This window comes from Mesorhizobium sp. M0590 (genome assembly GCF_040320905.1).
In the GTDB taxonomy this organism is placed as follows: Bacteria; Pseudomonadota; Alphaproteobacteria; order Rhizobiales; family Rhizobiaceae; genus Mesorhizobium.
In genome coordinates, this window is sequence record NZ_JAMYQN010000002.1 from 424959 (window position 1) to 445114 (window position 20156).

Below are 20156 nucleotides of genomic sequence, written 5' to 3' on the forward strand. Positions count from 1 at the left end.
GAAATTCCTCAACGCACGGCCGGCACTTTCGATCACTCGACTTTTTGACGGCTTTGCCGCGCCGCCCTTCGGCCGCGGCCGGCAAGGATGGTGGTCAGCGTGACCGGACGAAAATCCCAGCTGTCGACGCCGACGTCATACTGGCGCGTCACCGGGGTCAGCCTGCCGTGGGAATGGCCATGCAGGTCGATCGATTTCCTGCCGATCTGGTTCCAGGTGCGAAAAGGGTAGTGACAAAGGATCAGCAGACTGCCGTCGAGCGCCAGCTCCTTGTAGTGCTGGGTGCTCGCCCAACCTGTGGCCTCGATGGTGGCCGCAGCATCGTTGTTGCCGATGATCAAATGCTTGCTGCCATGAAGAGACGCCAGAAGCGACGACACGAACGCGGCCGATCCCCTGGCAAAATCGCCGAGATGCCAGACCTCGTCGTCCGGCCCGACAGTCTCGTTCCAGAACGCAATGAGCGACCGGTCATGTTCCGCCAGCGAGCCGAACGGGCGGCGGTCGATGCGCAAAATGCGCGGGTCGCTGAAATGCGTGTCGGCGGTGAAGTAGATCATGCGCTGGAGCCTGTTTCGAACTGCCGATCTGGGCGCGTGGCGCACCAAGTCCATGTTGCTCTCCCGATGCTTGCTCAACCCGCTCGATCGCCGGTTGTTCCTGGAAGCAGGCCTAGGCGGTTTCCGCTCGTTGGCACTTTGAAACGGGGGAACCTTGAAACGGGGGAACTTTGAAATGAGACGCAGGTTAGAATGCTTGAGGCCGATGCTCTGAAAGGACCTCGACGATGACCGACGCAGAACCTCTTGGGCGAAGCCCGGCGCAAGCGCGGGGCGATATCGATGCCGGGCGCGAAGGGGACAAGACCCCGGGCATCGATCCGGCTGCGGCTCCCATGGAGACCGACGCTGAATCAGCCGGGAACGCTCCGCCGAAGAGCCCTGCCGCGCGCCATGAAACGCCGAAGTTTAGCAACCAGGCGAGCTATGCCAATGCGATGCGCCCGCTGAAGGATGAGCCCGACGTCCAACCGAGCAGATATTGGCCGGTCCTGGTGATTGCCGCCATCGTCGTGCTGGCCGCGGCGGTTTTCATCGGCGCAGCCATGCTGCACTGAATATCTTCATCCGAGCGCTGCGGCTGGACATTTTGTGTCCGGTCCGGGACCTTGTTGTCGCGTCAGGTTCAGGCGCGACCGAGTCTGCTGCACAATGACCACCACCCATCAATTCTTTGCCCGTGACGCCACCATCGTGGCGCGCGACATGATTGGCGCCACGCTGCTTGTGCACGGCGTTGGCGGCGTCATCGTCGAGACCGAGGCCTATCGCCCGGATGACCCGGCTTCGCATGCTTTCGGTGGCAGGACGGTGCGCAACGGTGCAATGTTCGGCACCCCAGGCAGCGCGTACGTCTATCGCTCCTATGGCCTGCATTGGTGTCTCAATGCCGTGTGCCTGCCCGGCAGTGCCGTGCTTATCCGCGCAATCGAACCGCGATTAGGGCTGGAGGTGATGCGGGCCAATCGCGGCGTTGACGACCCCCGGCTGCTTTGTTCGGGACCGGGTCGCCTTTGCCAGGCGCTGGCAATCGACAAATCCCTTGACGGGCTGCCCCTGGACCTGCCGCCATTCGAATTCAGGCCGCCGGGCGACGCCGGCGCCGTTCTGACAGGCCGCCGGATCGGCATTTCCAAGGCTGTCGATGCCGAGTGGCGGTTCGGACTGCGCGACTCGGATTATCTGAGCCGCAGGTTCTGATGCCCGCGGCAGCGGCAGAGCAGCTGCCCCCGCGGCATCACTCGTCGGGTTTGCCGAGATGCATGGGTGTCGCCTGCTGGCGGGCTTCCCTGGTCACCTCGTCGGCTCCGGCAGGTGAAATCCCTCGCAACGCTTTCGCGGCTACGGTCAGCCGGCCGCGATCATTGCCAAAGCTTTTGATCAACTGACGGACCTGGTCGGCGGTGATGCCGTTCTGTTGGGCAAAATACTCGACCTCACGGTCGTCTTCCGCAGCAACGCGATCGCGGTTGCGGAAATCCCGCTTGCTCTTATCGTCAGCCATTTTTTCCTCCTGGTGGAGCTTCGCATCAATGGCAACGTGGGCAAGCGGCTTTCGTTGCCGCGACCAGGCGGACTTTTGCGCCGTCGTGCCGACTGCCCAGGAACCATGAGGCGAGCAGCCGGTTTGGCTTGGATGCAGACATATTCGGCTACAATTCATACCGATGGAGAATACGATGACGCTCGCAAGCAAAACCACCGTAATTGCCGCGGCGCTGGCCATGTTGGCCGCGCCGGCATTCGGCCAGACGAGCCCACCTGCGCCCGCCGCGCCGGCACCGGATCGTGGCGCCGAACCGTCGCCCGCAATGAGCGGGCAGAGCCAGGATGCCATGCGCGAAATGATGCGCCAGATGATGACTGAAATGCTGGAGGAGAGAATGCAGGAGGATCGCGCGCCCCGGGCAGAACGGCGAGGTCCCGACCGCTGGCATCGCGGCTACAGGATGGGCCCGCCTGACCGAGGTTGGGAGATGGGAGGCCGCGGTGACATTGCACGCGGGATGCATGGCGCGAGGATGCGCATGATGTTCGCCACAGTAGATGCGGACGGCGATGGCGCGGTTTCTCAAAGCGAAGTCCAGGATTTCGTCGGGCGAATATTCAACGCCGTCGATGAGAACGGTGACGGCAGCGTCGACATGCAGGAAATCCGGTCCTTCTTCCACGGAGGAGGCGCCGAGGATCAGGAGTAGGTCTCCTAGCGGTCGGCAATGAGGCCCCTAGCGGAGGTAGCGCCCACGTCAACCGGGGGGCGAAAACCGTCGCTTGCAGATGCATTCCCTGGCTGGCCTTGCCAAGCCGAATGCCGGGTCGGAACGGTTCAAGACAGCAGGAATTCAATGGCTATGACAGAGAAAACTCCAAACATCGCCCGTGTCTGGCGCGGCAGAACCGTGCCTGAAAAGGCGGATGCCTATGAGAGTTACAACTATCAAGCCGGCATCAAGCCGCTGATCGAGAAGGCGCTGGGCGTGCAGACCTTTCGCGAGGACACGCCGACCCATTCGGAATTCGTGACGATCTCCTATTGGGAAAACGTCGAGGCGATGGCGGCGTTCACCGGCGGCGATCCGACGAGGATCCACCATCTCGAGCGGGACGAAGAGTTCCTGATCGAGCTGCCGTCGCGGGTGCAGGTGTTGCGCATCCGATCGAGTCACGGGCGGCTGGGATAGGGCAGCGCCGCCCGGTTCGGCCCGATCTAAGAAATCGCCGTCAAGTCGATTTCGGTGATGTGCCAGCGGCCGAGATTTGCGGTGTAGAGCTTGTCGCCCTTGAAGGCGATGTTGGTGGGGTGGGCGAGCGTCGTTGCCGCCGGATCCTCGATCACCACCTCGAGCCCGCTATCCTTTCGCCAGCGGTAGATGCGGCTCGGCTCGTAGCAAGAGATGAACAGCGACCCGTCCGGTGCCAAGGCGACGCCATCGGGAACGTTGTTCACGCCCTCCACAACGAGCTGGCGAGACCCTGCCGTGCCGTCGGCACGGATCGGCACATAGCTGAGGCAGGCCGCATGGCTTTCCACGACGTAAAGCCCATCGCCACCCGGCGCCATCGCCATGCCGTTGGCGAAGGCCATGGTCTCGCGGCACCACAGGCCGCCTTCGCCGGTCTTCAAATCGTAGCGAAAAATGCCGGAGCGGTTGTCTTCGCCTACGCTGTCCGACACGTAGAGCCAGCCGCGTGTCTCGTCGATCACGGGATAGTTCGGCACGCGGATGCCGGCCGAGGCGAAGCGCGTCATATCAGCGGTCGCGGCATCCCAGCGAAAGATCGCCGAATGTCTCAAATCGCATGCAAAACAGTTTCCCGCGCTATCGAAGGCGATGCCGAGCAGAAAGCCGTCCGTGCCGCCCATGCGTTCGACCGAGCCGCCATCGGCGGCCAAGCGCAGCAGGTCGCCGGTTTCGGTGCCGCACCAGATCGAGCCGTCGCGATGGATGGCCACGCCTTCCGGATGGGCGACGCGCGGGCTGGTGAAGATGCCATCGAAGAAGACCCTCGCGGCCGACATTTCGAGCAACGGCTTTGCCATGCGCCACCCCTCTTCAATCCGGTGCAGCATGCGACCGCTGTGCGGCGATGCAGCGCTCGACCATCCGCCGGTCGGTGGCCAGGATCTCGGCGATCAGCGCGCTGCGCTCCCTGGCGCTGACGAATTCGAGGCGCCGCAGGCCGAGCGGGTCGATGCGGTTTCGCAGGATGTCGAGCGTCTCGTTCGAGGGTAGCGCAACTTGGCGGCAATCGGCATCGAATGTCAGGGCAAAGCCGGTGGCATCCTGGAGCTGCTGGCGCGTCACGCCCGGCATGGTCTCGATGACGGCCAATTGCCGGCTCTCCCCGTCGAGCCGAAACACGCAAAGGTCGGTGAACACCAATGCCGCGCCGGTCCGATAGCCCATCGGCTCGCGTTCGGCCTCAGTCAACAGGCCGCGCGCCGAGCTGGCAATCTCGACCGTCTCGACCAGCGACTGCACGGAATGGCGGGGGACGTAGAGCAGATAATCGCGATGCATGTTGGCGACGTCGGCCATGCCGCCTTGCCCGGGCAGCCGGATAAGGCTGCCGTCACGCTTGCGCAGCGCAATGGTGTTGACGCGCCCACGGCGGTCGACCTGCGCGGCACCGACGATCTCATGCGTCACCGCGCCGGCCTGGTAGTAGGTCGAATAGGTGTCGTCGCCGCCGGCATGCGCCACCGCCGTCTCGCAATCGAGGCTTTCGATCAGCGACAGGATCATCGGGCTCGGTGCTATGTCGAGATGGCCGCAACTCATGGTGGCGATGATCATGTCCGGCGCGTGCGTCGCTTTGGCCAGCCGGTAGGCGACATTGGCGAGCGGCGACACCGCGCCGGCACTGGCAAAGCTCTCATTGTCGAGCTCAGCGGCGATGCGGGCGGCGATGATCTCGTCGATGGACGCCTCCTTGTTGCCGTGCACGAGCCTGGGCATTGCGAGGACTGTTTCAGCGCGGACTTTTGCAGCGTCTTGAACCCGCTCCGGCACGCCTTCCGAAGGCATGCTCAGGCTGTCCGACAAAGGTATTTCCTTGGCCGCGAACGCCCCCGCCAACGCTTGATAATCCGTCACATAGAATGGCAGGCAGGAGGCGGGATAGGCGCCGCCTGGTGCCAGCGCGATCGCCGACACCTGGTTGCGGGTCAAAATGCTCTGCCGACCATCATGCCGCAGCGCTCCGACCGGGACGATTTCCTCGACCGTGACCAGCACCTGGCGCGCCGCCCCGGCCATGGCGAAGTCCAGCGCCCGTGGCCCGATGATCTGGACATTGCCGCTCTCGTCGGCACGCTGGGCATGGACGACGAACGTATCGAGCCGCAAGGCCGGGATGATCCCGGTCGTGATTCCCGCGATCGGATCGGGCGCGGCGATCGCACCCGGCACGCGCGCCAGCATGTCCGAACCCTCCGGAAGCTGAAACGGCATCGACGGCAGGTTCTGCTGCCCCGCCCGCAGCGCCTGGATCATCGCCAGCGCCGTCCAGTCGCGAACCGGCACGGCATTCGTCTCGGCAGCCGCGCGGAAGCGCGGCGGCAAGCCAAAAATATCGAGGCTGGAAAAGCAGATATCGACCTCCGCCACGGCATTCGCTTCGAGAAGCAGTTCGAGCGGCAGGCCGCCGGCCCAGCAGACATAGCGAAGATCCTTGACGCCCAAGCGGGCGATGGCCCGCAACAAGGCGATCGGCAGCCGGGCAAAATGATGGCCACCGACACCGAAGACGTCGCCGCCGCCGACCATCGCGGCCAGGCCCTCGACATCGGTGAAGCGCGGCCGGTTTTGCTTGACCAGGGACGTCATTTCGCAGCCTTCGGCCGCGTCGCGCTCTTTTCAGCAAATTCCTTGACGCGCCGCTGGCCGGTCTCGCTGCGGTACAGGCCACCCAGGACATCGCGCTCCATGGCAAGGCCGTCGGCCAGATCGCCCGAAACGGCATGCGCGGTCAGCGCTTTCAGCCCTTCGATCGCTGCGGCCGGTTCGGCGGCGATCATCTCGGCAAGGTCCAGCACCCGCGGCATCAGCCTTTCGGCATCGACGATCTCGTTGACCAGACCGGCGCCGACGAACTCGGAAGCCGGCACGATGGCGCCGGTCATCAGCAGAAAATTGGCGCGGTTGCGGCCGAGCTTCTGGACGCTGCGCTGGGTGCCGCCGCCGCCGGGGACCAGCCCGAGCTTGATCTCGGGCAGGCCGAGCTTCGCGAACTGGTTGGCGATGACGATGTCGCAGCACAGCACCAGCTCCATGCCGCCGCCGAGCGCAAAGCCGTTGACCGCGGCGATGACCGGCTTGCGGTTGTTCTCGACCGCCGCATACATGCGCGTGCCGGCGGCCTGGAAGGCGTCGAACTCGATAGCTGTCTGGGCAGCGTATTCCTTGATGTCGGCGCCGGCCATGAAGCCGCGCCCCTCGCCGGTCACCACGATCGCGCCGACGCCGTCATCCTGCGACAGCGCCTCGAAAACATCGGTGATCTCGCTTTGCATCAGCTGGTTCATGGCGTTGAGCTGATCGGCGCGCCGGAAGGTGACGACTGCGACGCGCCCGGATATTTCCAAGCTGAGTGTCTGGTAAACGCTCATCGTCAGACAGCATCCACGGTCATGTCGCCGGACGCCTCAAGCGCTGCAATCTCGCCGCTGGAGAGGCCGAACTCGGCCAGTATCTCGCGGCCATGCTGGCCGACCAGCGGTGCCGGCCGCTCTATGGTAGGCGGCGTCTCGCTCATCTTGACCGCCGGCGCGACCACCCTGACCTTGCCGCCGCGCGGATGATCGTAGCTGGTGATCATGCCCAGGTGCTTGACCTGCGGGTCCTCGGCTGCGCGCCTTATGTCCTTCACCTCGGCACACCAGATGTCGGCTGCCAGCAGCCGCGCCAGCAGGTCCTGCGTGGCAAACTTCCTGGTTTCGGCGTTGACCTTGTCGAACACCTCGTCGCGCCTGTCGAACAGCGTCTTCAGATCGTCGTAGACAGCAAGCTGCGGCGCCTCCAGCACTTCATACAGCGTCTTGAACGGGCTCATGGCGATCGACACATAGCCGCCGTCCTTCGCTTCATAGACACCGAACGGCGCCTGCATGCCGGGGTGGCCGATGCCGGAATTCGGGCGCACGAAATCCTCGCCGAGATTGAGCACGGCGACATATTCCTGATTGAGATGCGCCAGCATGCCGGCGAGCAGATTGACCTCGATCTTCTGGCCCTTGCCGGTCTTCTCGCGATAGTAGAGCGCCGACAGGATACCATAGACCATGTTCATGGCGCCGATCTGGTCGGCCAGGCCGGCACCGGCCGGAACAGGAGCCTGATCGCCGCGGCCGGTGTTGGAGATCAGCCCGGACAATCCCTGGATCAGCATGTCCTGGCCGGGGCGCTCGACATAGGGGCCCTCCTCGCCATAGCCGGAGCCCGAGCAATAGATGATGGCGGGATTGACCGCCTTGAAGTCCTCGTAGCCATAGCCGAGCCTGGCGAGCACGCCGGGGCGGAAATTCTGCACCACCACATCGGCCTTCTCAGCCATGTCCATGATGATGGCATGCACCTTGCGACTTTTCAGGTTGAGCGCGATGGAGCGCTTGTTGCGGTTCCAGGCGAGGAAATTCGGGCTTTCGGAGCCGCCGACCCATTTGGCGAAGAAGGTCATGCCGCGGAACATGTCGCCGGCGCCGGCACGCTCGATCTTGATGATGTCGGCGCCCATGTCGCCGAGCAGCTGCGTGGCGAACGGCCCTTGCAGCAGATGGCTGAAATCGAGAATGCGGACGCCTTCGAGGGCTTTGTTCATTTCATGTCTCGTTGGTTGTCAAAGCAGGTCGGGTACGTAGCGGGGTGCTGCGGTGAGGCCGCCGTCGACGCGCAGGTCGGTACCGGTGGTGAAGCCGGCGGCGTCGGAGGCCAGATAGACGGCGGCTTCGGCCACCTCGGACGGTTTGCCGATGCGGCCGAGCGGATGCATCTTGACCCAGGCCTTGGCGAGATTGCCGCCGATCTCCTTGACCAATTTGTCGTTCATCGGCGTGTTGATGGTGCCGGGCGAGATCGAGTTGACGCGGATGTTGAGCGGGCCGAACTCGACCGCCATCTGGCGCGTCATCGCCATCACCGCACCCTTGGCGCCGGCATAGGCGGTCCAGCCGTCGAGCCCGATATGACCTTGCGCCGAGGCCATGTTGATGATCGAGCCGGATTTCTGCGCGATCATGTGCGGCAGCGCATATTTGCAGCCGCGGAACACGCTGGTCAGGTTGACCGCGATCAGCCGGTGCCACTGCTCGTCGGTCATCTCATGGACCGGCATGCCGCCGATGGCGATGGCGGCATTGTTGACGAGAATGTCGAGATGGCCGGTCTTGCCGACGGCTGCGGCGATAAGAGCGGCGATATCGGCCTCGTCCGCGACGTCGCAATGGATGTAGTCGGCGCGGTGGCCGGCGGCGCGCAGCTCGGCTGCGAATTTTTCACCCTTCTCGTCGGCGATGTCGCCGAGGAAGACGTGCGCGCCTTCCCTTGCCATCGCCTCGCTGATCGCGTGGCCGATGCCGTCGGCGGCGCCGGTGACGATTGCGGTTTTCCCTTTGAGACGATCCATATCAGCCTCCAATGGCGTGCCGGCGCTTTGCTTCGTCGAAGGCGACGGCGGCAATGATGATCATGCCGGTGATGACCAGTTGCCACTCGGTCGGCAGGCCGAGACCGCGCAGCCCGTTGGACAGGAACTGCAGGATCAGCACGCCGAGCGCCATGCCGGTCAGGCTGCCTATGCCGCCGGCAAGGCTCACCCCGCCGAGCACGGTGGCGGCAACGACCTGGAACTCGAAATTCAGCCCGGCCGTATGCTGCGCCGAACCGACGCGGGCTGCCAGGATGATGCCGGCTACCGTCGCCAGCAGCGCGCTGATGATGAAGCAGGTGAACTTGACGCGGCGCACGTCGTAACCCGCCAGCCGTGCCACTTCCGGATTGCCGCCGACGGCATAGATCTGCCGCCCGAACGGCCGGTGCTGCATCACGTAGGCGAAGACGGCGAGCAGGACGATGGCGATGACAGCCGAATAGGGAACGACGTTGAACAGGCGGCCGTCCGACAGCGCGATGAAGCTGTCGAGCGCGGCATCGTCTGGAATAGCACGCTGGCCGGTATAGAGATAAACGCCGCCGCGCATGATGAACATCGTGCCCAGGGTCACGATCAGCGAGTTGATGCCGGCATAGGCCGTCAGATAGCCATTCACGACGCCGATGATCAGCCCGAACAGCAGCGCGCCACTGATGCCGAGCACAAGCGAGTTGGTGTCGTTCATGATGATGATCAGCGGCAGCGCGATCGTCGCCAGCAGCGAGCCGATCGAGATGTCGACCTCGCCTGATATGAAGACGATGGCGCAGCCGATGCCGGCTGTCAGCGCCAGCGAAGCCTGACCGAGCACATTGGTGATGTTGCGCACGGAGAAGAAATTCTCGGCGGTGAAGGAAAAGAACGCGATCACCAGGATGAGGCAGAGGAGCAATGCCAATTCCTGCCGCGCGACGAGCCGCGCCAGCATGGACGGCCCAGCTTTCATGGTGTCGGTGCTTGCCAGGCTCATCGCTTGGTCCCTTTGCGAAGCGTCATCGTCTTAGCCGATCGCCGCATTGAGGATGTTCTCCTGCGTGGCCTCGTCGCGAGGCATGATCGCGGTGAGGCGGCCTTCGCACATCACCGCGATGCGGTCGGCAAGCCCCAGCAGCTCGGGCATTTCGGACGTCATCATGACGACCGCCAGGCCCTCGCCGGCGAGCCGGTCGATGAGCGCAAAAATCTCCGACTTGGCGCCGACGTCGATGCCGCGGGTCGGCTCGTCGACGACGATCACCTTCAGGCCTCGCATCAGCCAGCGCGAGATCAGCACCTTCTGCTGATTGCCGCCGGACAGATTCTTGACCTGCTGGAACAGGCTGGGCGTCCGGATGCGGAAACGGTCGACATAGTCCTGCACCGCCTTGCGTTCGCTGACCTTGTCGACGAAGCCCATTCTGGCGAAGGCGCCGAGTGAGGCGAGGCTGGCATTCTGGTAGACCGGCAACTCGCCCATCAGCCCCTCGCTCTTGCGGTCCTCGGTGAGCAGGCCGATGCCGAGCCGGACGCCGGTGTGCGTTTCGTGCGGCAGCAGCCGGCTGCCATCGACCGAAATGGCGCCGGAAGTGATCGGGTCGAAGCCGACGATGGCCTTGGCGAGCTCGGTCCGGCCGGCCCCCATCAGGCCGAAGAAGCCGAGGACCTCGCCGGCATGCGCCTCGAACGACACATCCTTCAGCTTCTTGGCGGTGCTGAGCCCTTCAACGGAAAGCGCGACCTTGCTGCCCGGCGCGCCGCGCTTGCGAGGGAACAGGTTTTCGATGCGCCGGCCGATCATGTCCTGGATCAGCGTGTCGTTGGTGTGCTCGCCGATCGGCCTGGTCGAGACGTGGCGGCCATCGCGCAGCACGGTCACGGTGTCGGCGATCTCGAAGACCTCGTCGAGCTTGTGGCTGACATAGAGCACCGCGATGCCGAGCGCGGCCAGCCGGCGGATGACGGTGAACAGCAGCGAGACCTCGTTCGGCGTCAGCGAGGAGGTCGGCTCGTCCATCACCACGACGCGGGCCTCATGGGCGAGTGCGCGGGCGATCTCGACCATCTGCTGCTGGCTGACCGGCAGCGATCCCGTGCGCGCCGCCGGGTCGACATTGAAGCCGATACGCTTGAACAGAGCGGCCGCATCGGCACGGATCTTCTTCCAGTCGATCGAGCCGCCTTTGCCGGTCGGATAGCCTTCGAGGAAGATGTTTTCGGCGACGCTGAATTCAGCGATCAGCGCGATCTCCTGGAACACCACCTTGATGCCCTCTTTCAGGCTATCGCGCGGCGACTTGATGTCGGCCTCGCGGCCGCGCAGGCGGATGGTGCCGGCATCCTTGCCGTAGACCCCGGCCATGATCTTGATCAGCGTCGACTTGCCGGCGCCGTTCTCGCCCATCAGGGCATGGATTTTGCCGGGTTCCAAGGTCAGATCGACATTGTCCAGCGCCACCACGCCGGGAAAACGCTTGCCGATGCCGCGCATCTCCAGCGCCGGCACGCTTTTGTCGACGGCCGCGGTTTTGCCGGGGTGAAGGAAATCAACCGACATTGGCTCTGTTCCGGACGATGTCGAGATAGGTCGCCAGGATGATGACGATGCCAGGCACCACCATCTGCAGGTCCTGGTTCCAGCCGAGGATGATGATGCCGTTGTCGATGACCTTCAGCACCAGCACGCCCAGCAACGTGCCGAGCAGCGAACCGCGGCCGCCAAGCAGGCTGGTGCCGCCGAGGATGACGGCGGCAATCACCGTCAGCTCGAAGCCGCGGCCGGCGGTCGGCTGGCCGGCATTCATCAGCGACGACAGGATCATGCCGGCGATGCCGACGCACAGGCCGGTGACGACGAAGGCGAACAGTTTCAGCCGTTGCGAGCGCACGCCGGAGAGACGAACCGCGCGCTCGTTGGCGCCGACAGCGTAGAGATAACGGCCGAGCGTGGTGAAGCGCAGCGTTGCCGCGGCCAGCGCGAAAATCAGCGCGGCAATGACTACGGGCAGCGGGATCGCGCCGAGATAGCCGGCGCCGAGATCGGTGAAGCCGGCAAGCCGGTGGTGGTTCTGCACCGCCTCGCGGGTGAACAGATAAACGCCGCCCTGCAGCATCATCATGGTGCCGATGGTGGCGATCAGCGAGTTCACTTTGAGCCTGGTGACGACCAGCCCGTTGAACAGGCCGACGGCACCGGCAAAGGCGAGCGCCGCCAGCAGCCCGAGCGTCAGGCTGTGCGTTGAATTCAGCACGGCCATGCCGATGCAGCCGACAAAAGCCAGCGATGCACCGACCGACAGGTCGACTTCCGCGGTGATGATCAGCATCGTCATGCCGGAGGCGACGATCAGCACCAGCGCGCATTGGCGCAGGATGGCGATGATGTTGGCCTCGGAATAGAATTGCGGCGCGGCAATCGAAATGGCGATGCAGAGCACGGCCAGGATCACGCCGAGCACCAGCTGGCTGCTGCCCAGCAGCTGGCCGCCGATGAAACGCCTTGGCGCGGAGGATTGCGTAAGCTCGCTCATGTCCATTTCATTTCCGGGCCCGTATCGGTGCCGTCGCCGTCTGGAACTGCCGGCCAAAACAGGACGGTTGCCCTGTTTTGCCGTCGGCATATCCGATCCGCCACCCTTCCCGCCGTGCGGGAAGGGCTACCCGGAATCCTTACTTCTTCAGATCGGCGGAAGTTTTCATGCATTTTTCCGGTGGCTGAAGCGCATTGACGGCATCCCATTTGATTTTGCGTGTGGTGCCATCGTAGTCGTAGAACTTCTTCCAGTCGTCACCGTTCATCGGCGCGGTGGGGCTGACGATGTGTTCCGGCACCTCTTCGCCGTTGAAGAGCTTAACCGCTGCATCGATGGCGGTGTAGCCTTCCTTTTCCGGGAACATCGCGGCTTCGATGCGATAGGACGGCTCGTTCTGCATTGCATTGATGAAGGCGAGGCCTTCGCCGCCGGTGCCGACCGTCAACAGGCCGTCCTGCGACTTGCCGGCCGCTTTCCAGGCCTGAAGGCCGCCGAGCGAGGAGGAATCGTTGATGCCGTAGATGATGTTGATGTCGGCGTTCTTGGCAAGTGCCGCCGAAGAGACCTCGAGCGCGCGATCGGGATTGCCGCCACCGTCGAGGTCGTGGACCATGACCGCGTCGGGGATGATGGTCTTCAGGCCATCCATGAAACCCTGCGACCGCAGCACCGTGGCGGACAGCAGCGGCAAGCCGACATTCATCACCTTGGCTTTGCCTTCGAGCTTTTCCTTGGCGTATTTGCCGGCTTCGACGCCGGCGGTGTAGCCGGTGTCGTAGTCGCAGATCGCGACCATTGTGGTCATGCCCTTGACCGGATTGCCTTCGAGCACGACTGGAACGTTGTTGGATTTCGCCTGGCGCAGCAGCGGCACGACGCCTTCCTCGTTGACGGGCGTGATGATCAGGACGTCGACGCCCTTGGCCATGAAATCTTCGGCGGCGGAGACCTCCTTGGCAACGTCCAGATTGGCGTCCTGCACCTCGAGCTCGATACCAAGTTCCTTGGCGCGGGACTGCATGCCCTTGATGACGTTCTGATACCACTCATGCGTGGCGTAGTTGGTGACGTAGCCGATGCGCTTCGGCATGTTTTCGGCGTGTGCCGCGGCGGCGCTCAGAGCAAGCACCGCCGCCGAGGCAAACAGCATCGATTTGGACCAGTTCATGTTTCTTCTCCCTGTATTTCTTGTCAGTTGCTGAACGGATAGTCCCGCCGTTCCGGGTCGGCACGTGAAGAGGCGGCAGCTTCGCCCGCGCCCAGCGCCGCCGATATCGTCTCGGCCGCCGCCTTCGTCCGCTCGAAGACGGTGCTGCGATCGAAGCGGGCGGCCTTTTGCGGCAGGAAGGGGACGGTGAGCGCGGCAATGACGGCGCCGGTATGGTCGCGCACCGGCATCGAGATGTTGGTGCAGCCCTCGACAGCCAGCGAGGCGCGCATTTCATAGCCGAGCCTTGCGACCTCGTTCAGCCGCGCTTCGATTTCCGTCCGGCTGCCTTGGCCTTCGCCTGCGGCGACGATCCGTTCGACGATGCGGTCGCGCTCGGCGCGGCTCGAATGCGCCAGCAGCACCGCGCCGGAGCTCGTTTCGAGTATCGGGAAATGCGAGCCAAGGGCAACCGAATAACGCATCGGCAAAGGCGAATCGATCTGCAGCACGACCAGTGCGCTCTCGCCTTCGCGCACGACGAGATGGCAGCTCTGGTCGGCATTGGCGGCCAGGCCGCGCATCACCGGCAGCGCACATTCGACCAGGCGGTTTACCGGCGGATGCATATGCGCCAGCTCGAACAGCTTCAGCGACAGGCGGAAGCGGTCCGATTGCGTCCGGAAAATGTAGCCGCGCTTCTCCAGCAACAGCAGGATGCGGTAGATCTCGTGAATGGAGCGCCCCATTCCGGTGGCGATCTCGGTTTGGGTCAGCGGCTCGCCGCTGGCAGCCATGAATTCCAGTATGTCGAGCGCCTTCTCCACCGCCGGCACCCGATAGCCGTTGCGGCCGCTTTCGCCTTCGTCGACGATCTGGGCAATATCGGCGGCCATTACGCGACGCTCCGTTGCGGCTGGCCATGCCTGGTCTCGCGATAGAGCCGGTTCAGCCGATCCGCGAGCTCGGCCGCCTGCAATTCGCCGGCGATCGCCGCCGCGGCATGAGGGGCGCATTGGCGGAAGAAGCTGATGAAGCCCGGATGGGTCGGGCGCAGATAGGAGGCTTCGATCGTCGCCAGAGTCGAGGCGAAGAAGCCGCCCGAGAGCGCGTTGACCTCGGTATCCTGCCACGCCGCCAGCGACCCCGGCTGTCCGCCGGATTTCACATAGTCGCCGCGCTGATAGCCGGGCGAGCACAGAAATAGCGCATAATCGATGGCTGCCTGCTTGTCTTTCGATTGGGCGCTGACGCCGATGCCGGCGCCGCCGAGCAAGGCGCCGGCGGATCGCGGCGTCGGCACGTCGGCGAAGCGCAGATACGGCCTGTCTGCCTTAGAGGCGTAGTTCACATAGCCGAAGGCGAACGGCACGTAGACCACGTCGTCATGCGCGATCATCTGATCGTAGCAACGGATCGGGTTCCATTTCGGCGAGTTCGGGTGCGACAGCGCCGCAAGCTGGCGCAACTGCCCGACGGCCTGCTCGATTTTTTCCCCGGCGATGAACTCGTCGCCGTCTTCCCGGGGCTCACCCAGCGTCAAAAGCAGGCACATGGCGTCAGTCGGCACCAACGGCAGCCCAAGCCATTTGCCGTCCTTCAAGGCGCGCCGGCCGAGCTCCAGCACCTCGTCATGGCTGCGCGGCAGCGGCCCGTAGCGCTCCAGCAGATCGGGGCGATATGAGGCAACCTGACAGGCAGCATCGATCGGCAACGCCCATTGGCGCCCGTCCCTTGCGTAGGATTGCCAGGACGCGCCGACCGAATCCCGTTCGAAGCCGCGGCGCTGCTCGGCCGACAAATCGAACGGCACCATCAGCCCGCCTTCGGCAATATCGCCGATGAACGGATGGTCGAACACGACAAGATCATAGGCGCCGAGCACCGGACCAAGCGCGCCCTCGCCGAACTCGTAGAGGCTGCGGCGGTCCCATTCGATCTCAAGACCGGGATTGGCGGCACAATACGGCCCGATGCTGGCGTCGAGCGGACCCCAGCAGCGTCGGTGATCCCACGCGAGGCCGCGCAGTCTTGTCATGCCGAAATTCCTCCCAGAGGCGGCCATGCGCCGGCCCAGCCGATTAGTAGCAACTATTTTCACCTAGACAAGTAGTTTTTACATACGCAAAGCCAGTCCTCGCTTCTGTTTGGCGAGAAAGCCGCCCAACCATCCTTGGTGCGCATCGCGTTGCCGCCGGCCTGCAACCAAAGGCTGCGATGGATCTGGCTTTTTGGGAACTTTCGCGACGAACATTCGTTCGGTTGGCGCAGCCATCTGGAGCAGCATCACTGGGCAGCGTCACTGGATTCAGCGCCGAGTCGCGGGGAGCGGACTAAAATGGACAACGGTGGGCGCGGCCATGAACCGGTTTACCGCCTTGGCATTCGCCACGTTTCTGGCGATAACTTCGATCTGGGTCCTGTCGCTGGTTTCTTAAGATTTGGCTCTGGTTGCTTGGGATTTGCCGCTGGTTTTTAGGATTTGGAGGGGTTCTCGACAGGTCGACCGCTTAACGATGACGTCCGCCGCATGTGGTTCTGCCAGCCGGAGCCGCGTGCGTGAAGAAACTGTCGCCAGGAGCACACCGGCGCGCACATTCGGGGTTGGCAGCCACGCTGCCTGCAACGTTCCAATCGGTTTTCAGGAAACGGCGAGATCTCATGCTGCTGAGGGTGATCGTTCGAAACTGTGCCGCCATCCGTCTTGGCTGCCTCGGCGCGACGATTTTGCTGGTCGGGCTGCTTGCCGGCTGCCAGGGCGGCGTGCTCGATCCGCAAGGGCCGGTGGGGGCGGCGCAGCGGACGATCCTGCTCAATTCGGTCGCCATCATGCTGGCCATCGTCATCCCGACGATCGTGGCGACGCTCGGCTTTGCCTGGTGGTTCCGGGAAACCAACACAAGAGCGCGGTACCTGCCGGAATGGGCCTATTCCGGACGCATCGAACTGGTGGTCTGGTCGATCCCCATCCTCGTCATCCTGTTTCTGAGCGGCATCATCTGGATCGGGTCGCATGACCTCGATCCAATGAAGCCGCTGGATTCGCAGCAAAAGCCGCTTGAGGTGCAGGTCGTCTCGCTCGACTGGAAATGGCTGTTCATCTACCCCGAGCAGAATGTGGCGAGCATCAACCAGCTCGTGGTGCCGGCGGGCAGGCCGGTGCATTTCTCGCTTACCTCGGCAAGCGTCATGAACGCGTTCTTCGTGCCTCAGCTTGGCGGCATGATCTATACGATGAATGGCATGACGACGCAGCTTCACCTGCAGGCGGATCAGCCCGGCGAATTCTATGGGCGGTCGGCCCATTTCAGCGGTGACGGTTTTCCAGGCATGCAATTCGTGCTGCATGCCGTCGCAGCGGATGCCTTCGACGCGTTTGTCAATTCGGCGCGAAGCCAGGGACAGGCACTCGACAAGGCCAGCTACCAGGAACTGGCCAGACAGAGCATCGACGTGCCGCCTTCGACCTATCGCTCGGTCGAGCCGGACCTTTTCCATGAAATCGCGACGCAGGGCGTTCCGCCCGCGCCCGGTCCCCAGGCCGGTCGCCCCGAGCCGAGCGTATCGCCCGCGACAGGAGGCTGACAATGCTCGGAAAATTGAGCTGGGACGTCATTCCGTTCGATCAGCCTCTGCCGATGATCGCCTCGGCGGTCGTCGCCCTGGCAATTCTCGGCGTGCTGGCCTGGGTCTTCCTGGCCGGCCATTTCCCCTATCTGTGGCGCGAATGGATCACCAGCGTCGATCACAAGCGGATCGGCGTGATGTACACGCTGCTGGCGCTGCTGATGCTGCTGCGCGGCTTCAGCGACGCCGTCATGATGCGGTCCCAGCAAGCCCTCGCCTTCCAGGCGCCCGGCTATCTGCCGCCCGATCACTTCAACCAGGTCTTTTCCGCCCACGGCACCATCATGATCTTTTTCGGGGCGATGCCGTTCGTCATCGGCCTGATGAACCTGGTCGTGCCGCTGCAGCTCGGCGTCCGCGACGTTGCCTTTCCGACGCTCAACTCGGTGAGCTTCTGGCTCACCGCCACCGGTGCGCTGCTGGTCAACATCTCGCTGGTGATCGGCGAATTCGCCCGTACCGGATGGCTGCCCTATCCGCCGCTCAGCGAGACCGCCTATTCGCCGGGCGTCGGCGTCGACTATTATCTGTGGGCGGTGCAGATATCGGGCGTCGGAACGCTGCTCACCGGGATCAATTTCGTCACCACGATCCTGAAGATGCGGGCGCCCGGCATGAGCTACCTCAGGATGTCGATGTTCTGCTGGACCTCACTCGCCGCCAGCCTGCTCATCGTCGCCGCCTTCCCGATCCTCACCGCCACGCTCGCGATGCTGACGCTCGACCGCTATTTCGGCTTTCATTTCTTCACCAATGAAGCCGGCGGCAACATGCTGATGTTCGTGAACCTGATCTGGGCCTGGGGTCATCCCGAGGTCTATATCCTCGTCCTGCCGGCGTTCGGCATCTTCTCGGAGGTCATCTCTACCTTCTCCAGCAAGCCGCTGTTCGGCTACCGCTCGATGGTGGCCGCGACGCTCTTCATCTGCATCGTCTCCTTCATGGTGTGGCTGCACCACTTCTTCACCATGGGCGCCGGGGCCGACGTCAACGCCGCGTTCGGCATCGCCACCAGCATCATTGCTGTCGGTACCGGCGTGAAGATCTACAACTGGATGTTCACCATGTATGGCGGCCGCATCCGCTTCGCGACGCCAATGCTGTGGTCGCTGGGCTTTATGGTGACGTTCGTCATCGGCGGTATGACGGGCGTGTTGCTGGCCGTGCCGCCAGCCGATTTCCTGCTCCACAACAGCCTGTTCCTGGTGGCGCATTTCCACAACGTCATCATCGGCGGTGTGCTGTTCGGCGCCTTCGCGGGATATACCTACTGGTTTCCAAAGGCATTCGGTTTCCGGCTGCACGAGGGCTGGGGCAAGCTGGCCTTCTGGCTGACTCTGATCGGCTTCTACGTCACTTTCGTGCCGCTCTACGCTGTTGGCCTGCTCGGCATGACCCGCCGAATGCAGCATTTCGACGTGTCGGCATGGTATCCCTGGGTGCTGGCTGCCGGCGTCGGCATGTTAATCACTACCGCCGGCGTGGTCGCGCAGATCGTACAGCTCGTCGTCAGCATCCGGCAGCGCGCGGCGCTTCGCGACGCCACCGGAGATCCCTGGGACGGCCGCTCGCTGGAATGGGCCACGCCCTCGCCGCCGCCGGTCTTCAACTTCGCCGCGCTTCCGCATGTCGAGGGCGAAGAGCCCTACTGGAGCATCAAGCAGCGGGCACGCGAACAAAACCGGCTGCGCGACGAGCCTGACTACGAGCCGATCGAGATGCCGCGCAACAGTCCCACCGGGTTCATCTGCGCCTTCTTTGCGACCGTAATGGGTTTTGCCCTCATCTGGCACATCTGGTGGATGGTGGCGCTCGGCGCTCTCGGTGCTTTGGCCACCTTCGTCGTATTCGCGTGGCGCGACATCCCCGAATACGTCATTCCTGCCGCCGAAGTCGCCCGGATCGACCGCGCCAACCGAAGTGCCCGCCGCGAGGCGCTGGTTACCTACACAGGGCCAAGGCCATGACCGCGATCGATGTTCGAGAGCGTGACCCTTACCGCCTCCATGGCGGGCACGGCCATGCACCTGGCCACGGCGACGGCGGCCCGGCACCGATCCGGATCGTCGTCGGCTACGGCTTCTGGATCTTCCTCCTGAGCGACATCGTGATGTTCTCGGCCTTCTTCGCGGCCTACGCCGTGCTGGCGGGCAAGACGGCGGGCGGACCAAGCGGGGCCGAGCTGTTCGACCTGCGCAACGTCGCGATCGAGACGGCGGCCCTGCTTTTGTCGAGTTTTACCTGCGGTCTCGCCAGCCTCGCCGTGACAGCGCGGCGAAGCTCCTGGTTCTATGTCGCGATGGCTGTCACTTTCGTGCTCGGCGCCAGCTTCATCCTGCTCGAGTTGCGCGAGTTCGCGCATATGGTTGCCCGCGATGCCGGACCGACGCGCAGTGCTTTCCTGTCGGCGTTCTTCACGCTGGTTGGATGCCATGGCCTTCACGTGACGGCGGGGCTGCTGTGGCTGCTCACGATGATGGCGCAGATCTTCGCCAAGGGATTCCGTGACGATATTCTTCGGCGTTTCATGTGCTTCAGCCTGTTCTGGCACGCCCTCGACATCATCTGGGTCGCCCTGTTCACGGTGGTCTATCTCCTGGGAGCAAGTCGATGAGCAATGCGGACGATCGCCACGCGCAACGGCGCGACACCGATGGGCTGGAGCGCTACGACATCGATACGGCGCCGGGTGACGAATACCTCGGCGACACCGAAGTCGGATCCGGGCTACGCGGCTATGTGATCGGCCTCGGGCTGGCAACGCTGTTGACCATCGCCTCGTTCTGGTTGCTCGGAACCAACCTGATATGGGCACCCGGCATTCCGGTGGCGCTGGTCGTGCTTGCGATCGCCCAGATGGGCGTGCATCTCGTCTTCTTCCTGCACATCACGACGGGGCCGGACAACACCAACAACGCTCTAGCGCTTGCCTTCGGCGTGCTGATCGTAGTTCTGGTGATTGGCGGCTCGATCTGGATCATGGCCAACCTCGACCACAATTTGATGCCGATGAACGCGATCATGAACATGAACCGCTGATGCATGTCGCGCAAAAGTGTGCAGCGGTTTTGTGATAACGACATGCGTAAAAACAAGAATCTAAAGCGCGTCGCATGAGGCCGATCGAACGCGACGCGCTTTAGCGATTATTCCGGCCGTTCG

21 protein-coding genes are annotated in these 20156 nt (G+C 63.6%); 8 read left to right on the plus strand and 13 right to left on the minus strand.

The window, feature by feature from the left end:
• Positions 1–32 precede the first annotated feature (32 nt).
• Positions 33–560: a metallophosphoesterase gene (locus tag NKI52_RS05790; protein WP_352617723.1), complete on the minus strand. Its 528-nt coding sequence runs from the start codon at positions 558–560 to the stop codon at positions 33–35.
• A 227-nt stretch (positions 561–787) separates the two neighbouring features.
• On the opposite strand from NKI52_RS05790, the gene NKI52_RS05795 reads away from it, so the two are divergent.
• The gene (locus tag NKI52_RS05795; protein WP_352697295.1) at positions 788–1117 is read left to right on the plus strand and encodes a hypothetical protein; all 330 of its coding nucleotides are present in this window, start codon (positions 788–790) and stop codon (positions 1115–1117) included.
• Between the two features lie 94 nt (positions 1118–1211).
• Positions 1212–1760, plus strand: a complete 549-nt coding sequence (locus NKI52_RS05800) for a DNA-3-methyladenine glycosylase (RefSeq protein WP_352697297.1) — start codon at positions 1212–1214, stop codon at positions 1758–1760.
• 37 nt (positions 1761–1797) lie between these two features.
• Here the strand turns inward: NKI52_RS05800 and NKI52_RS05805 are convergent, their stop codons facing one another.
• Entirely contained in the window at positions 1798–2064 is a 267-nt protein-coding gene (locus tag NKI52_RS05805) for a DUF3606 domain-containing protein (RefSeq protein WP_352697299.1), read from the minus strand.
• A gap of 175 nt (positions 2065–2239) precedes the next feature.
• On the opposite strand from NKI52_RS05805, the gene NKI52_RS05810 reads away from it, so the two are divergent.
• Both NKI52_RS05810 and NKI52_RS05815 read left to right on the plus strand, forming a co-directional pair.
• On the plus strand, positions 2240–2758 hold the full coding sequence (locus tag NKI52_RS05810; RefSeq protein WP_352697301.1) for an EF-hand domain-containing protein: 519 nt from the start codon (positions 2240–2242) through the stop codon (positions 2756–2758).
• Positions 2759–2911: 153 nt separating this feature from the next.
• Entirely contained in the window at positions 2912–3241 is a 330-nt protein-coding gene (locus NKI52_RS05815; RefSeq protein WP_352697303.1) for an antibiotic biosynthesis monooxygenase family protein, read from the plus strand.
• 26 nt (positions 3242–3267) lie between these two features.
• On the opposite strand, the gene NKI52_RS05820 is transcribed toward NKI52_RS05815, so the two are convergent.
• The 11 genes from NKI52_RS05820 to NKI52_RS05870 form a co-directional block, all read right to left on the minus strand.
• On the minus strand, positions 3268–4101 hold the full coding sequence (locus NKI52_RS05820) for an SMP-30/gluconolactonase/LRE family protein (protein ID WP_352697304.1): 834 nt from the start codon (positions 4099–4101) through the stop codon (positions 3268–3270).
• A 13-nt stretch (positions 4102–4114) separates the two neighbouring features.
• Positions 4115–5890 carry a CoA-transferase gene (locus tag NKI52_RS05825; protein WP_352697306.1) on the minus strand — a complete coding sequence of 592 codons (1776 nt, stop codon included), beginning with the start codon at positions 5888–5890 and terminating at the stop codon, positions 4115–4117.
• Positions 5887–6672 carry an enoyl-CoA hydratase/isomerase family protein gene (locus tag NKI52_RS05830; protein WP_352697308.1) on the minus strand — a complete coding sequence of 262 codons (786 nt, stop codon included), beginning with the start codon at positions 6670–6672 and terminating at the stop codon, positions 5887–5889. Before NKI52_RS05830 ends, NKI52_RS05825 begins: the two co-directional genes overlap by 4 nt.
• Positions 6673–6674: 2 nt before the next feature.
• Entirely contained in the window at positions 6675–7880 is a 1206-nt protein-coding gene (locus tag NKI52_RS05835) for a CaiB/BaiF CoA transferase family protein (RefSeq protein WP_352697310.1), read from the minus strand.
• An 18-nt stretch (positions 7881–7898) separates the two neighbouring features.
• Positions 7899–8684, minus strand: a complete 786-nt coding sequence (locus NKI52_RS05840) for an SDR family NAD(P)-dependent oxidoreductase (protein WP_352697312.1) — start codon at positions 8682–8684, stop codon at positions 7899–7901.
• Position 8685: 1 nt separating this feature from the next.
• The gene (locus tag NKI52_RS05845) at positions 8686–9681 is read right to left on the minus strand and encodes an ABC transporter permease (protein WP_352571836.1); all 996 of its coding nucleotides are present in this window, start codon (positions 9679–9681) and stop codon (positions 8686–8688) included.
• A gap of 30 nt (positions 9682–9711) precedes the next feature.
• Positions 9712–11244, minus strand: a complete 1533-nt coding sequence (locus NKI52_RS05850) for a sugar ABC transporter ATP-binding protein (protein WP_352571837.1) — start codon at positions 11242–11244, stop codon at positions 9712–9714.
• Positions 11234–12217 carry an ABC transporter permease gene (locus NKI52_RS05855; protein WP_352571838.1) on the minus strand — a complete coding sequence of 328 codons (984 nt, stop codon included), beginning with the start codon at positions 12215–12217 and terminating at the stop codon, positions 11234–11236. Before NKI52_RS05855 ends, NKI52_RS05850 begins: the two co-directional genes overlap by 11 nt.
• Before the next feature lie 139 nt (positions 12218–12356).
• On the minus strand, positions 12357–13388 hold the full coding sequence (locus NKI52_RS05860) for a sugar ABC transporter substrate-binding protein (RefSeq protein ID WP_023677042.1): 1032 nt from the start codon (positions 13386–13388) through the stop codon (positions 12357–12359).
• Positions 13389–13411: 23 nt separating this feature from the next.
• Complete coding sequence (locus NKI52_RS05865; RefSeq protein WP_023677043.1) at positions 13412–14263, minus strand: IclR family transcriptional regulator; 852 nt, start codon at positions 14261–14263, stop codon at positions 13412–13414.
• Positions 14263–15405 carry an ABC transporter substrate-binding protein gene (locus NKI52_RS05870; protein ID WP_352697314.1) on the minus strand — a complete coding sequence of 381 codons (1143 nt, stop codon included), beginning with the start codon at positions 15403–15405 and terminating at the stop codon, positions 14263–14265. Before NKI52_RS05870 ends, NKI52_RS05865 begins: the two co-directional genes overlap by 1 nt.
• A 623-nt stretch (positions 15406–16028) precedes the next feature.
• Here NKI52_RS05870 and cyoA point away from each other — a divergent pair.
• From cyoA to cyoD, 4 genes are read left to right on the plus strand one after another with little or no spacing between them, the layout of a single operon-like run.
• The gene (gene cyoA / locus NKI52_RS05875; protein WP_352620540.1) at positions 16029–16952 is read left to right on the plus strand and encodes a ubiquinol oxidase subunit II; all 924 of its coding nucleotides are present in this window, start codon (positions 16029–16031) and stop codon (positions 16950–16952) included.
• A gap of 2 nt (positions 16953–16954) precedes the next feature.
• A complete protein-coding gene (gene cyoB, locus NKI52_RS05880; RefSeq protein ID WP_023677047.1) occupies positions 16955–18961 on the plus strand; it encodes a cytochrome o ubiquinol oxidase subunit I in 2007 nt (668 codons plus the stop codon).
• Positions 18958–19608, plus strand: coding sequence for a cytochrome o ubiquinol oxidase subunit III (cyoC, locus tag NKI52_RS05885; protein WP_023677048.1), 651 nt, complete (start codon positions 18958–18960; stop codon positions 19606–19608). Before cyoB ends, cyoC begins: the two co-directional genes overlap by 4 nt.
• Positions 19605–20033, plus strand: a complete 429-nt coding sequence (gene cyoD, locus NKI52_RS05890; RefSeq protein ID WP_023677049.1) for a cytochrome o ubiquinol oxidase subunit IV — start codon at positions 19605–19607, stop codon at positions 20031–20033. The genes cyoC and cyoD overlap by 4 nt, the downstream gene beginning before the upstream one ends.
• Positions 20034–20156: the final 123 nt, after the last annotated feature.

Bases quoted from the DNA above. Each gene is read 5' to 3' on its own strand.
- NKI52_RS05790 (WP_352617723.1), bottom strand. From the start codon at position 560: ATGATCTACTTCACCGCCGACACGCATTTCAGCGACCCGCGCATTTTG.
- NKI52_RS05795 (WP_352697295.1), top strand. From the start codon at position 788: ATGACCGACGCAGAACCTCTTGGGCGAAGCCCGGCGCAAGCGCGGGGC.
- NKI52_RS05800 (WP_352697297.1), top strand. From the start codon at position 1,212: ATGACCACCACCCATCAATTCTTTGCCCGTGACGCCACCATCGTGGCG.
- NKI52_RS05805 (WP_352697299.1), bottom strand. From the start codon at position 2,064: ATGGCTGACGATAAGAGCAAGCGGGATTTCCGCAACCGCGATCGCGTT.
- NKI52_RS05810 (WP_352697301.1), top strand. From the start codon at position 2,240: ATGACGCTCGCAAGCAAAACCACCGTAATTGCCGCGGCGCTGGCCATG.
- NKI52_RS05815 (WP_352697303.1), top strand. From the start codon at position 2,912: ATGACAGAGAAAACTCCAAACATCGCCCGTGTCTGGCGCGGCAGAACC.
- NKI52_RS05820 (WP_352697304.1), bottom strand. From the start codon at position 4,101: ATGGCAAAGCCGTTGCTCGAAATGTCGGCCGCGAGGGTCTTCTTCGAT.
- NKI52_RS05825 (WP_352697306.1), bottom strand. From the start codon at position 5,890: ATGACGTCCCTGGTCAAGCAAAACCGGCCGCGCTTCACCGATGTCGAG.
- NKI52_RS05830 (WP_352697308.1), bottom strand. From the start codon at position 6,672: ATGAGCGTTTACCAGACACTCAGCTTGGAAATATCCGGGCGCGTCGCA.
- NKI52_RS05835 (WP_352697310.1), bottom strand. From the start codon at position 7,880: ATGAACAAAGCCCTCGAAGGCGTCCGCATTCTCGATTTCAGCCATCTG.
- NKI52_RS05840 (WP_352697312.1), bottom strand. From the start codon at position 8,684: ATGGATCGTCTCAAAGGGAAAACCGCAATCGTCACCGGCGCCGCCGAC.
- NKI52_RS05845 (WP_352571836.1), bottom strand. From the start codon at position 9,681: ATGAGCCTGGCAAGCACCGACACCATGAAAGCTGGGCCGTCCATGCTG.
- NKI52_RS05850 (WP_352571837.1), bottom strand. From the start codon at position 11,244: ATGTCGGTTGATTTCCTTCACCCCGGCAAAACCGCGGCCGTCGACAAA.
- NKI52_RS05855 (WP_352571838.1), bottom strand. From the start codon at position 12,217: ATGAGCGAGCTTACGCAATCCTCCGCGCCAAGGCGTTTCATCGGCGGC.
- NKI52_RS05860 (WP_023677042.1), bottom strand. From the start codon at position 13,388: ATGAACTGGTCCAAATCGATGCTGTTTGCCTCGGCGGCGGTGCTTGCT.
- NKI52_RS05865 (WP_023677043.1), bottom strand. From the start codon at position 14,263: ATGGCCGCCGATATTGCCCAGATCGTCGACGAAGGCGAAAGCGGCCGC.
- NKI52_RS05870 (WP_352697314.1), bottom strand. From the start codon at position 15,405: ATGACAAGACTGCGCGGCCTCGCGTGGGATCACCGACGCTGCTGGGGT.
- cyoA (WP_352620540.1), top strand. From the start codon at position 16,029: ATGCTGCTGAGGGTGATCGTTCGAAACTGTGCCGCCATCCGTCTTGGC.
- cyoB (WP_023677047.1), top strand. From the start codon at position 16,955: ATGCTCGGAAAATTGAGCTGGGACGTCATTCCGTTCGATCAGCCTCTG.
- cyoC (WP_023677048.1), top strand. From the start codon at position 18,958: ATGACCGCGATCGATGTTCGAGAGCGTGACCCTTACCGCCTCCATGGC.
- cyoD (WP_023677049.1), top strand. From the start codon at position 19,605: ATGAGCAATGCGGACGATCGCCACGCGCAACGGCGCGACACCGATGGG.